The sequence below is a fragment of the Neptunomonas sp. XY-337 genome (assembly GCF_004959845.1).
GTDB lineage: Bacteria > Pseudomonadota > Gammaproteobacteria > Pseudomonadales > Balneatricaceae > Neptunomonas > Neptunomonas marina.
In genome coordinates this window covers 49,284-61,952 of sequence record NZ_SPLL01000005.1, presented here as the reverse complement: position 1 = coordinate 61,952, position 12,669 = coordinate 49,284, and the positions used below count along the sequence as shown (strand labels likewise).

13 protein-coding genes are annotated in these 12,669 nt (G+C 51.9%); 8 read left to right on the top strand and 5 right to left on the bottom strand.

The features are described from left to right. The first annotated feature begins 4 nt into the window (after positions 1-4). The 5 genes from tolB to nadA all read left to right on the top strand — a co-directional run bounded on the left by tolB (position 5) and on the right by nadA (position 4,585). Entirely contained in the window at positions 5-1,294 is a 1,290-nt protein-coding gene (tolB, locus tag E4L36_RS12155) for a Tol-Pal system beta propeller repeat protein TolB (RefSeq protein WP_136680837.1), read from the top strand. Positions 1,295-1,354: 60 nt separating this feature from the next. Further along, complete coding sequence (gene pal / locus E4L36_RS12150) at positions 1,355-1,897, top strand: peptidoglycan-associated lipoprotein Pal (protein WP_136680836.1); 543 nt, start codon at positions 1,355-1,357, stop codon at positions 1,895-1,897. Then, positions 1,897-2,751: a tol-pal system protein YbgF gene (ybgF, locus tag E4L36_RS12145; protein ID WP_136680835.1), complete on the top strand. Its 855-nt coding sequence runs from the start codon at positions 1,897-1,899 to the stop codon at positions 2,749-2,751. The genes pal and ybgF overlap by 1 nt, the downstream gene beginning before the upstream one ends. Positions 2,752-2,770: 19 nt before the next feature. Then, positions 2,771-3,454, top strand: a complete 684-nt coding sequence (gene queC, locus E4L36_RS12140; protein WP_127692531.1) for a 7-cyano-7-deazaguanine synthase QueC — start codon at positions 2,771-2,773, stop codon at positions 3,452-3,454. 75 nt (positions 3,455-3,529) lie between these two features. Next, positions 3,530-4,585 carry a quinolinate synthase NadA gene (nadA, locus tag E4L36_RS12135; protein WP_136680834.1) on the top strand — a complete coding sequence of 352 codons (1,056 nt, stop codon included), beginning with the start codon at positions 3,530-3,532 and terminating at the stop codon, positions 4,583-4,585. On the opposite strand, the gene E4L36_RS12130 is transcribed toward nadA, so the two are convergent. Continuing rightward, positions 4,582-5,700 carry a ferredoxin--NADP reductase gene (locus tag E4L36_RS12130; RefSeq protein WP_136680833.1) on the bottom strand — a complete coding sequence of 373 codons (1,119 nt, stop codon included), beginning with the start codon at positions 5,698-5,700 and terminating at the stop codon, positions 4,582-4,584. The two genes, nadA and E4L36_RS12130, sit on opposite strands and share 4 nt — an antisense overlap. 160 nt (positions 5,701-5,860) lie before the next feature. Between E4L36_RS12130 and E4L36_RS12125 the strand changes: the two genes are divergently transcribed. Further along, positions 5,861-6,340: a DUF1499 domain-containing protein gene (locus E4L36_RS12125; RefSeq protein WP_136680832.1), complete on the top strand. Its 480-nt coding sequence runs from the start codon at positions 5,861-5,863 to the stop codon at positions 6,338-6,340. A gap of 5 nt (positions 6,341-6,345) precedes the next feature. Then, the gene (locus tag E4L36_RS12120; RefSeq protein WP_136680831.1) at positions 6,346-7,008 is read left to right on the top strand and encodes an arginine N-succinyltransferase; all 663 of its coding nucleotides are present in this window, start codon (positions 6,346-6,348) and stop codon (positions 7,006-7,008) included. Here the strand turns inward: E4L36_RS12120 and E4L36_RS12115 are convergent. Both E4L36_RS12115 and rapA read right to left on the bottom strand, forming a co-directional pair. Continuing rightward, on the bottom strand, positions 6,992-7,882 hold the full coding sequence (locus tag E4L36_RS12115; protein ID WP_136680830.1) for an EamA family transporter: 891 nt from the start codon (positions 7,880-7,882) through the stop codon (positions 6,992-6,994). The genes E4L36_RS12120 and E4L36_RS12115 overlap by 17 nt on opposite strands. A gap of 18 nt (positions 7,883-7,900) precedes the next feature. Further along, complete coding sequence (gene rapA / locus E4L36_RS12110; RefSeq protein ID WP_136680829.1) at positions 7,901-10,765, bottom strand: RNA polymerase-associated protein RapA; 2,865 nt, start codon at positions 10,763-10,765, stop codon at positions 7,901-7,903. A gap of 255 nt (positions 10,766-11,020) precedes the next feature. Between rapA and nikR the strand changes: the two genes are divergently transcribed. Beyond that, positions 11,021-11,479, top strand: coding sequence for a nickel-responsive transcriptional regulator NikR (gene nikR, locus E4L36_RS12105; RefSeq protein ID WP_127692538.1), 459 nt, complete (start codon positions 11,021-11,023; stop codon positions 11,477-11,479). A gap of 13 nt (positions 11,480-11,492) precedes the next feature. Here the strand turns inward: nikR and E4L36_RS12100 are convergent, their stop codons facing one another. Then, entirely contained in the window at positions 11,493-12,104 is a 612-nt protein-coding gene (locus tag E4L36_RS12100; protein WP_136680828.1) for an exosortase H-associated membrane protein, read from the bottom strand. Beyond that, positions 12,101-12,607, bottom strand: coding sequence for an exosortase H (gene xrtH / locus E4L36_RS12095; RefSeq protein ID WP_136680827.1), 507 nt, complete (start codon positions 12,605-12,607; stop codon positions 12,101-12,103). The genes E4L36_RS12100 and xrtH overlap by 4 nt, the downstream gene beginning before the upstream one ends. Between the last annotated feature and the right edge of the window lie 62 nt (positions 12,608-12,669).

The following is a 12,669-nucleotide window of genomic DNA, read 5'->3' as shown; positions in this document are numbered from 1 at the left end:
AGTCATGGTAAGTAGAGTTGTTATGGGCGCTTGGCTTCTGCTGGTGGCAATCGTTGCCAGAGCCGAACTGGTTGTCGAGGTCACGCAAGGGGTTACTGAGCCGACACCGGTTGCGGTGGTCCCATTTGAGTGGAACGGTGGCTCGGAAATGGAAGATGTTGCGCAGATTATCTCCAATGATCTAGGGCGAAGCGGCTTTTTTAAAACCATGCCGCGGGCAAATATGCTGAGCAATCCCTACCGTCAGGATCAGGTCTTCTATCGTGATTGGCGTATTTCCGGCAACGACTACCTCGTGATTGGGCGTTTAGAGCCTCAGCCTGACGGGCAAGTTCGTGTGACTGCCGAGCTGTTTGACGTGCTGCAAGAGCGTCGCGTCTGGGGGCAGGTTGTTAACGGAACGCCTGCAAACATGCGTGATGTGGCGCATTATTTGGCCGATCAGATTTTCGAAGAGCTGACGGGTATCAAGGGCGCATTTTCAACGCGAATTGTTTATGTCACTGCTGACTCGCTGGGTGCTGGAAACTTCCGCTATCGCCTACAGATGGCTGACTCTGACGGTGCGCGTCCGCGTACGATTTTAGAGTCTAAAGAGCCAATCTTGTCGCCATCGTGGTCGCGAGATGCCTCTAAGCTAGCTTACGTATCATTCGAGAGTGGTCGCCCATCCATCTATATTCAACACCTTGCAACCGGGCAGCGTCAGCGAATTCAATCATTCAAGGGGCTGAACGGTGCTCCGGCATGGTCACCTAGTGGCGATAAGCTCGCCGTTGTTTTGTCAAAAGATGGTAACCCCGAGATCTATGTATTGACGTTGGCTACTGGGCAGTTGGACCGTGTGACGCGTCACTACGGTATCGATACTGAGCCAACATGGTCGCCTGATGGCCAGTCACTTGTCTTTACATCAGACCGCGGTGGAAGGCCGCAAATCTATTCGCTGAATTTGCAGGCTCGTGACTTAAAGCGCCTCACGTTTGAAGGTGTTTCTAACAGCCGTGGTCGAATGACTCAAGATGGACGCTTCTTAACGATGGTCCACCAAGACAGTGAGGGTTTCCATATCGCTGTCCAAGACTTGAAAGATGGTCGCCTTGATATTTTGACCAATAGCCGCCTTGATGAGTCGCCAACGATCGCGCCGAACGGCAGTATTATCTTGTACGCGACGAAGAAAGGCGGTCGCGGCGTATTGGCGGGCGTATCATTGGACGGCAATGTACGATTCACGATGCCAAGTAGCTCTGGCGATGTGCGAGAGCCGGCTTGGTCGCCCTACTTGCAATAGTGTTTAAGTAATTAATTAATATAATAATAGATATTAAAACCAAAGGATTCAGGAGTTTTTATGCGCGTAACGAATACTGTAAAAGCGGTTTCTCTAGCCTGTGCTGTCGCTTGGCTAGCAGGTTGTAGCTCACCTAGCACAACGCCAGACGTAACTGATGCCACTGGTAGCGGCGCAGGAGCAGGGGTGGGCGGTGCGAACAGCACGGGAGCTAACACTGGCGGCGGCATTTCTGGTTCGGGAATTGGTGGTTCTGTCGATGTGGCAAACCTACAGACAGTGTTCTATTTTGACTTTGATCAGTTCAGTGTCCGCAGCGATAGTCTTGCTGATCTTGAAGCCCATGCGCAGTATCTGGCGACCAACCCTGCGGCTGTCGTGCGCTTGGAAGGTCATGCTGATGAGCGCGGCACGCGTGAGTACAATATGGCACTTGGTGAGCGTCGTGCGAAAGCTGTAGAGCGTTTTCTAGCGATTAACGGTGTTGATATGTCTCGTGTTGAAACGATCAGCTATGGTGAAGAAAAGCCGGCTATGTTGGGCTCCGATGAGGGCTCCTTGGGCCAAAACCGTCGCGTTGAACTCAAATATACCTCACGCTAATGAAAACAATTGCAAAGAAAATTTCTTGTGTTTGCGTAGCGGTGGGCTTGCCCGCCGCGGCTGCATTTGCACAGGACGTGCCTGTTATTCAGGTTTATACGGGTAACAGTAGTGCTGTTCAAGGCAGGGCCCCTTCGCAAAATAGCGAGCTTTTATGGACGATTCAGCAGCTCCAAGATGAAGTGCGCCGTTTACGAGGGCAAGTGGAATCGCAGCAATATCAGCTGGAGCGAATGGAAGCCAAGCAAAAAACACGGTACCGCGATTTAGATCGGCGTATCAGTTTGCTTGTGCAAGAACAGATGAAACAGCAGCAGGCCGAGTTAGATACGCTTGCGCCAGCAGCGCCAATAGAATCTGATGATACCGTACAAGCACCTTTGCAAACCCCTGAGACTGAGCAGCCTGCACCGGTTGCCGCAGAAGTGCCGACGCCGCCTGCGTCTTCGCAGCCCCAAGCGAGCGAGGCTAACGAAGCTGCACAGATAACGGATAAACAAGCTTATCAAGATGCCTTTGCGCTAGTGCGTGAGCGTAAGTTCAACGAAGCTGCACAGCAGTTTGAGGCGTTCTTGAGCACGTATGCTGACAGCCCGCGTCTGCCCAATGCGCACTATTGGTTAGGTGAGATCTACCTAGCGCAGGGTAAACATGGGCCATCGGAGCAAGCTTTCACGCAGGTGGTTGAGCAGTTCGGCGACTCTCGCAAAGCGCCCGATGCAATGTATAAACTCGGAATCCTTTACAAACAGCAGGGAAATCTAGAAAAATACACGGCCTATATGGCGAAGGTCGTAGAAATGTATCCTGATACCTCTGCTGCACGACTCGCCGAAAGTGCATTGAGTCAATAATTTTAGGAAATCGTGTTATATGAATAAGCCGTCACCTAAGGCTGTCGTTTTATTATCTGGTGGCCTTGATTCGGCAACCGCCTTGGCTATTGCAAAGGACCAAGGCTTTGATTGTTATGTGTTGAGCTTTGACTACGGTCAGCGCTCACTGACTGAGTTAAACGCAGCGCGTAAAGTTGTTGAGCAACTGGGTGTAAGCGAGCACAGAACAGTACGCTTACACTTGGAGGACTTCGGGGGGTCGGCACTCACCGATCACGATATCGATGTTCCTGAGCAGGAAGAAGAGGGTATTCCCGTTACCTACGTCCCGGCGCGCAACACTGTGTTTTTGTCCCTAGCGCTCGGTTGGGCTGAAGTGTTAGAAGCCAGTGCGATTTTCATCGGTGTGAATGCCGTTGACTATTCGGGCTACCCGGACTGCCGTCCTGAGTTTATTGATGCGTTCGAGAAGATGGCGAATCTTGCCACACGTGCAGGGGTTGAAGGCCAAGGCGTAGCGATTCACACGCCCCTAATGCGCTTGACGAAGTCGGATATTATCCGTGAAGGGCAGCGCCTCGGTCTTAATTACGCTGATACAGTCTCTTGTTATCAAGCTAACGATAATGGCGAAGCATGCCGTGTATGTGATAGCTGCCGATTGCGCGCTAAAGGCTTTGAAGACGCCGGCGTCCCTGATCCAACTCGCTATTTCGCCTAGCCACAAATACCATGATCTCCGCTGGAGCGTCATGGTATAATTTTATCTTCCCTCGAACTACGTAAGTCCAGAGTTATGTTGAGCCAGCAAGACATTAATGATCGTATCCTCGTGCAAGAACACTTTGCTAAAGAGCACCTCCCAGGCGAGATGACTCAAGAGCAGGTTGAACAGTACAAAGCACGCATCAAACAGCTTCTCAAAGAGAAAGATGCCTGCTTGGTAGCGCACTATTACACCGATGCGATTGTTCAAGAAATTGCGGAAGAAACAGGCGGCTGTATCTCTGACTCACTGGAGATGGCCCGGTTTGGCACAACACGCCCAGAGCAAACATTGGTGGTTGCTGGGGTTCGTTTTATGGGTGAGACCGCTAAGATTCTTAGCCCAGAAAAGCGCATATTGATGCCGACATTAGAAGCGACCTGTTCGCTCGATATTGGCTGCCCTATCGAAGAGTTCTCAGCATTTTGTGATGCTCATCCAGATCACGAAGTCGTTGTCTATGCCAATACATCCGCCGCCGTGAAGGCGCGTGCTGATTGGGTGGTCACATCCAGCATTGCCTTAAAGGTTGCTGAGCATCTTGAAGAGCAAGGTAAGAAAATTATCTGGGCGCCTGATAAGCATCTTGGCGGTTACGTGCAGAAGCAAACCGGTATTGAAATGCTGATGTGGGATGGTGCTTGCATCGTGCACGAGGAGTTCAAAGCCAAAGGTATTCTGGATCTCAAGAAGGTCTACCCAGATGCTGCGGTGCTGGTGCACCCTGAGTCTCCAGACTCTGTAGTCGAGATCGCTGATGCTGTAGGTTCCACAACGCAGCTTATTCAGGCAGCTAGCGACTTACCGAATGAACAACTTATCGTGGCAACAGATCGCGGTATTTTCTACAAAATGCAGCAAGCTGCGCCGGGTAAACAGTTTATCGAAGCGCCAACTGGCGGCAGTGGCGCGACGTGCCGTAGCTGTGCTCACTGCCCTTGGATGGCTATGAATGGCTTAGATAACATCATCTCAGCACTTGAAACGGGAGAAGGTGAAGTGCTGGTTGATGAAACCCTAATCGAAGATGCTCGCCGCCCGTTGCAGCGTATGCTGGATTTTTCTGCATCGCTTGCGAAGGCCTAATTTGGTTTAAAGCTCTTCTGCTTAGGCATGTCTTGAGTGCCTTTCTGCTCGCTGCTTGGCTGCCGCGCGACCCGAAGACTTATTGATGGGCTTTGCGCGCGCGCTTGGCAAGTTAACACTAAGCCTGCATCGATCTCCGCTTTACTTAGCGCATCATGATGGTTCATCGTCACGACGCCTTCTGTCACTTGTGCGATACAAGCTCCGCAGCTCCCAGAGCGGCATGAGTGGGGTATTGAAATACCATGCTGCGATAGCGCATCAAGCAGCGTTTGGTTGCCTCGGGCTGTGAGCGTCTGTCTTTGGCCAGCCGTTTCGATAATCAGGCTCACGGGCTGATCACTACCAGCGCTGCTCCATGTGGAGCCAAACCTTTCGATATGAATTTTATCACCGCTGACGCCAGCACTGTGTAGCGCTCGCTCGGTGGTGTTGATCATCCCATCGGGGCCACAGATAAAGTGCTCGCTATCCGCTGCATCGGGTGTGATCCAGTTAGATATGGCCTGATGTGTGATGCGGCCACGAGCACCTTGCCATGGTGGTTGCGCCGAGAATATCTGGAACCAACTCTTACTATCGGGCTGGGATAACGTGTGTTTTACCTTAAAGCGCTTGCGATAGGTCCTTTCATACAGCGCGATTTCGTGTTGGAAGATGATGTCCTGCTCGCGTCGATTGCCGTATAGCAGGTAGACCTCACAGCAGGGTTGATTCACTAACATCGTTTTAATAAGGGACCACAGGGGTGTTATGCCGCTGCCAGCGGCGTAGCAGAATATTTTATCGGGATCGCGCTTTAACGGTTGCCCAAATAGGCCGCAAGGTTCACTGATGCGCAGGTATTCACCTACCTTCATATGTTTGTGAAGATGGTTGGAAACGACCCCGTCAGGGATACGCTTAACCATAAGCTGCAGTGCTCGATCGGTAATGGGGGAGCTACTGAGTGAATAGGCACGCTGGTGTACCTCGCCCTTGATCGTTGTCTCGATAATCACAAACTGCCCGGGTTCGTAGTGAAACTCAGGATACCGAGGTGGTTTTAGCGTGATGCGTAGGCCATGTGATGTAAGCTTATCTAACGCACTGATTTGCATATTAAAAAAACGCATATGACCCTCCGTAGTCGCTATTTACTCTTTGTTTAGTCCATTGCTGCAAGCTTAGTTCATATACGCAATTCTGCTCCTACCAAGATTAGTGAATGGGGGTGTGTTTGTATGCTGAGTTACTTATACTGGCGTAAAATGCCAAGCAGAGAGGGAGTGGTAAATGAAGCTACTGATCGCTGTATTGTTACTCATCGGATTGGGTCTAGCTGCTTTTAGCTGGATGGCTGTTCAGTCGCGAAGTGGTAAGGCCCCAGGTTTGCGTGAAGGGCAACTGGCGCCGTGCGGAGCACAGCCCAACTGCGTGAGTAGTTATCCCGGTACGCCAACAGATAAGCTAATTAAACCGGTGTTTTATCCGCAAACGCTAACCCAAGCTGAGGTTGAGAGCCTTCTTATCAAGGCGATCACTGATACCGGAGGGTTAATCGAGACGATGGAGGGGGGCTACATGGCTGCTATCTATCGTTCTAAGCTATTTGGATTCGTTGATGATATGGAGCTGCTGGTTGACCATGACAGCCGTGTGATACATCTGCGATCAGCATCGCGTGTTGGTTACAGCGATTTAGGTGCAAATCGCAAGCGAGCAGAGCAGTTACGCTCTGCGATTTTAAGTACAGCACAATTACAGGAGCAGTAAAGCCCTTGGATCCTTCAAGAGCTCACACAGGTGGGCCGGTGGGCGCGACGAGTAAGCGATCACTGTTCCTGATTATCTTTTTTGCCGCGCTATGTGGCACGCTCGTGGCATTTTTGCTGATCAAATGGGTGACATCAGCGAATGACACCAAGCCGCTGTCACCCCAAGAGCAGCAAGTGTTGAGCGACAAACTGCGCGTGATCGGTATTAGCTACTCTGCTAGTGCGGATGCTGGAGCTACGCTGGAGCCCGCACCCTACACTGAAAAGGGAGCCGTTCGCACAGTGACTTTTACTGAGCGCGAGCTCAACAGGATGATCGCCGAAAGCCCGGAGTGGGCAGGTAAGCTCTCTATCGATCTGAGTGATCACCTTGCCAGTGCCCGCTTAGCGATCCCGCTTGATCCTGATTTTCCGCTGCTCGGTGGCAAGACACTGCATGTGCATACGGGGCTAGATATTCGCTATCAGAATGGCGCCCCTAGTGTCAAAATTGTAGGCGTGAGTCTTTGGGGAGTGCCATTACCGAATGCATGGCTTGGCGAGCTAAAAAATAAAGACCTCGTTCAGGAGTACCGTCACGAACAAGGCTTTTGGCACGGTTTTGCGCAAGGGGTTGAGGAGATTGCGGTACAAGAGGGTGAACTGTACGTTAAGTTGAAGCCTTAGCTCGTGTCAGCCGTGCCCCAAATACACCGATGATTAACCCCGCTAATATCAGCAGAATACCCGCGCCTTGAATGAGATTAAGGGTTTCTCCAAGGATTATCCACGCGCTAAATAAGCCGATAACGGGCACCAAAAGCGTCAGTGGTGCCACCTGTGCTGCGGGATAACGGGTCAGCAATCCTCCCCATGCGCTGTAGCCAAACAGTGTTGCAATCGCCGCAAGGTACACAAGGCTTCCCCATGCTTGTAGCCCGCTGTCCGTGATGCTGCTGGCGATCAATGTTGGTCCCTCCAGCATCCATGACATGGCTAAGAAGGGGAGTGGTGGGATAAGCGCACTCCAAACAACAAGGCTAAGTAGCGGTACCGAATAGCGCTGGCTGATACGGCGGTTAATGATGTTCCCCGCGCCCCAACAAGCCGCGGCACTCAATGTTAGCGCAAGCCCTGTTACTGTCATGGCGGTATCGCCACTTTGGGAAGCAAGCAAACCTAATCCGCAAGCGGCGATCAGCATCGATAGCAGGTGATGCGCACGCCATGCTTCGTTTAAAAATAGGCCAGCAAAGAGGATCGTAAAGAACATCTGAGCCTGCAGGACCAGTGAGGCAAGTCCTGCTGGCATACCCACGTACATTGCACTAAAAAGCAACGCGAATTGGCCAAAACTAATGGTCATCGCGTAGCTGATCAGCCAACGCAGCGGTAGCTTGGGGCGTTTTACGAAGAACACGGCGGGGAGTGCCACTAAGCTAAAGCGCAGTGCACCCAGCAATAGCGGCGGTAGCTGGTCTAAGCCCCAGCGAATAACAACAAAGTTAACGCCCCATGCAAGTACAACGAGGAGGGCGAGCCCCCAATCCTTTTGGCTCATGCCCACACTCCTCTGGTGTTACTTGTCTATCACCGCGACGCGAATGGCATCCATTCGCAGCTTCGCCCCTTGCAGGTGGTTGAGAATATCATCGCGGGCGGCACTCAACTGCATGACCTCCTCCTCGCGAATAGAAGGGTTCACCGCACGTAGCGCTTCGAGACGCTCAAGCTCATCGTCCAATTCAGCCGTTGCTTTCGCTACGGCGCTATCGATTAAGCTTTGCTGCTGTTTAGCTGCGGTGCGCTCAACATTTTCGAGCACTTGAGTGATCTCAGCGCGGGCATGGCGGATAAGGTTCTGCGCTACACGGCGCTTCACGCGCTCGCCTAGTTTATTAAGATGGGCATCGGTCACAATGGCGGATAGATCGTTGCCGTTACTGTCGAACAATACCCGCACCGTTGCTTGCGGCTGGTAGCGCTGTACGTTCAAGTGGCGCGGTGCCGCACAGTAGAGCACGAAAATTGCTTCAACTAGCAGAGTGCCCGGCTGCAGCGGCGGCAGTTTGAGGGTTGTAACAGCAACGTTGCCGAACTCGCTGCCGGTGATCATCTCCATGGCGCCGGTGACCATGGGGTGCTCCCAAGAGAGGAACTGCAAATCTTCGCGGCTTAACGCCTCTTCACGGGAGTAGGTGGCGCTGCAGCCCTCGTCCGCGAGGGCGGGGAAGCGATGCTGAATCATTTGGTCGGTTGGTTGCAAAATCACGGAGTGCTCACCGTTTTCCTGCATATCGACACCGAACTGATCAAACACAAACTCCATATAGGCTTTGAGGTCTGCTTGGTCTTCATACTCCGCCACGGACGCGACATAGTGGTCTGCGTCTGGGTAGCGGCAAGAGCTCATCTCGAGCAGACGGTCACGGCCGTCTTGCAACTCCTGTTGAATGGCATCAGCCGCGGCGCGGGAGTCGTTTATCAAGGTTTGGAATGTTGCCTCGTCAGCGCCGTCGCGGATCAACATCTCAAGGCTTTCAGAGAACTGCTCGAACAGCTGTTGTCCGGCAGGGCAGGTATGGCGGAATGCGTTGATACCCTCGTCAAACCAACGTAGCAAAACGGCTTGTGCGCTATCGCTATAGAAGGGCACATGTATCTGCACATCATGCTGTTGCCCGATGCGGTCCAAACGGCCAATGCGTTGTTCGAGAAGGTCTGGATTGAGAGGGAGATCAAACATGATCAGGTGTTGGGCAAACTGGAAGTTGCGGCCCTCACTGCCGATCTCGGAACACACGAGTAGCTGAGCATAGTCTTCGTCATCGGCGAAGTAAGCGGCTGCACGGTCGCGGTTGATAAGCGTCATTTTTTCGTGGAAAACGGCGCTGCGTACGCCTTGGCGCAGGCGCAAATACTCTTCTAGCTGTTGAGCAGTGTCTGCATTGGCACAGATGAGCAGCGCTTTTTCAAGACGGTGCTGTTTAAGCCACTCGGTCAACCAAGCGACCCGTGAATCTTGCTCTAGCCAGTCTTCGCCAAGGGCTTTTTCAGGATGCAGTAGGTGGCTGAGCGGCGCATCTTCTGGTAGCTCCTCCAATAAAGGCGGTTTCTCCAGCAGGTAGGGGTTCAGAATCCGTGTCGGGAAGCCCTTTACAGCATCACGTGTGTTACGGAACAGCACGCGACCCGTACCGTGGCGATCCAGCAGGTGATTAACGCAGCTTGCAAGTGCCTCGTTATCACCTTGATTGACTTGAGCGATAAGGTCTGCGGCCGTCGTTGTACCGAGATAGTCGTTCAGCTGCTGCTGTAGGTCGGTGCTTTGCTGCAGTGCTTTGATGCCATCGGCGGCAATCAACTGCTGCACGAGCTGGTTGACCTCTGCATAGTGCGACTGTTCTTCACGGAACTGCTCAAGCGAGCTGTAGCGATCAGGGTCGAGCAGGCGTAAACGTGCGAAGTGGCTTTCAAGGCCCAGTTGCTCCGGGGTTGCCGTGAGTAGGAGCAAGCTTGGAATCTGCTGCGCGAGAGCTTCAAAGGTCTGGTAAAGCGTACTCGGTGCTTCTTCACTCCATACCAAGTGGTGGGCCTCATCAACAATCAGCATGTCCCAATCACAGGCGAGGATCTGCTCCATACGGCTAGCGTTGTCGTTAATGAAGTTCTGGCCGCAGAGAATTAATTGTGCTGACTCAAACGGGTTGTCAGTACCGGATAGCTCCATTGCTGTGCAACGCAGTTCATCCATAATGCTGAACTGCAGATTGAAACGGCGCATCATCTCAATCAACCACTGGTAGATCAGGCTATCTGGTACAGCGATCAGAACGCGCTTTGCTCGTCCGGTGATCAATTGGTGGTGCAGTATCAGGCCTGCTTCAATTGTTTTACCCAGTCCGACCTCATCGGCCAGCAATACACGAGGTGCGAAGCGGTTAGCGACCTCATGAGCGATATAGTATTGGTGCGGCAGCAGTTGAACACGTCCACCGGCAAGTCCATATGTTGGCGACTGTTGCTGGCGATGGTGGTGCTGGAGGGTGTCTAAGCGCAAGCGGTATCGGCTGGATTTGTCAATTTGACCGGCGAAGAGGCGGTCTTGTGGGCGGCTGAACTGAACAGCACTATCGAGTTCTACCTCAGGGACGATCACTTCATTGTCGTCTTGGTCAACGCCAAAGTAGATCAAGCAACCATTCTGCTCGTGACGGTCTTTTATCTCAAAGGAGACGCCATCTTTCGTGCGAGCTTGCTCGCCGATGGGGTACTCAACTCTGCTGACGGGGGCGTTATCGATTGCGTAGGTGCGCTCTTCGTCGGCTGCAGGAAACTGCATAGTGACGCGGCGATTGAGGTTTTCTACCACAATACCTAGGCCTAGTTCTGCTTCGGTATTACTGATCCAGCGTTGGCCGGTGATGAACTCTGTAGCTGCCAAATCGGACTTCTCTTCTCTTGCCTGTCTGAAAGGTCGTGCATGATAGGAGTTTAGCTAAAATGTTTAAAGGTTTGGGGCTTAATTTGGCAAAATTTCGGTTCTGCGTCAGGCTTTATATTGAATAAAGCCTGATTACCTTTGATAAGGTGTTGATGCTCAAAGCGCTTGCCGTGTCAGTGGCATAGTAGCTTGGTTAAAATAAAGAGGCCCGGCGTATTTTAAAACCGGAAACCAGACAAGATCTAAGGGGGAGTTGTGGAGAGAATATCGGTATCGTTGGATGAGTCGCTGGTGGCTCAGTTCGAGCAGTTTTTACAAGCCAAGGGATACTCAAACCGTTCAGAAGCGATACGTGATCTTATCCGTGAAAAGTTGGAAGCGGAGCGGGCCGAGCATAGCGCTGAAAGCTATTGTGTCGGCACGTTGACTTACGTTTATAACCATGAGGAGCGTGAATTAGCGCGGCGCTTAACACTCGCTCAGCATGCGCATCATGATCTCTCGGTATCCACACTCCATGTTCACCTTGATCACGATAACTGTCTTGAAACGGTGGTACTGAAAGGTGTTGTTGAGCAGGTACAGGCCTTCGCGAATAGCATTACGTCTCAGCCTGGTGTGCGGCATGGGCAGTTGAACATCATCCCGGTAGATATGGCCGCGGATGCGCACCAGCATGGTGCTGAACATACGCATATTCGGCCTCAGACGTAATACTTAGTAAGCTCTAGGAGGGGTTATAGATCCGGTTGAAGTGTGGCGCTAGCAGATGACGCTTTTGTGCCACCCAGATAAGCACAGGTATCAATATCGGCAATATTAATGTGCACACTTGGTAGAGCAGCGCGACGGTATTTATGTTCAGAAAGAGACTGCCTTGTGACTCCACAACATTCTGAGGGCCTAAGCCGACCATCAGCGTTTTTAATGCCAGTATCGCCACACTGATCACAAATACCGCGTAAAGCGCAGCGAGCCCCTCAAGAAGATGCTCTAGGGAGAAGTTGCCGGGGGCCGCAAAGGTCAAAGCACAGAAAAACGGCAGAGAAAAGGAGAGAATTTGAGTATTGAACTCAAATGCTAAATAGTTCCTCGCCGCTTGAGCACTCATCAGTTGTCCGTTGAGCTCACCTAGCGTACTAAAAACCAGTCCAGTGGCGCCTTTTTGTTGCAGGAGATGGAAAGAGTCTGGCAGCCACCATGCCAGTAACCACTCACTTGCAGAGAGGGCGGGTGATGCTAGCCAGCCGCTCAATGACCACCAAAGCGCAAAACAGATCGCTAGCATGGGAAAAAGTAGCAATACAAAACGGCGTAGATTGAGAGGTTGCTGGTTCATGCGGCAGCCTCGTTTGTCTGCGGCGATTGGCGGTTTAAGTAGTTCAGCCAAACAAGGAACACGATAAGAACATCCACCATGATCAATACAGGCCAGATGTATAAATGTGCCCACTCAAACGCTGCAAAGCTCCATTGCCCTAAATAGTAGAGACTAATGATGCGCGCGATGTTGAGCACCTGAATCGCTAATGATCCGAGGATAACCGCGGCAACTTTCTGTTTAAGGGTTGCAGGAAACGCAATTACCGCAGCGGCGAGCATAATGATCGCCTCCACTCCATTGCAGCCTGATTCGATCGAGACGGCAAAGCCGTTAACCTTGTTTTGGATGATTTTGCCAAAGGAGATCGCCGTGTCATCAAAGGGGGCAATGATAGCGGAACTCACTTCAGCGAGGAAAAAGGTGAAAGGCTGGACAACCGCCTTCTGTACTGGGTTAAGCATCTCAATGCCGAACAGCACAAAAAGTACTGTAAGAAAGATGCCAGCGAAACGTAGCATACTAATAACGATCCATGACTAGTTGTATCCGTGGCCGTTAACTATATACCGTGCTGCCCGAA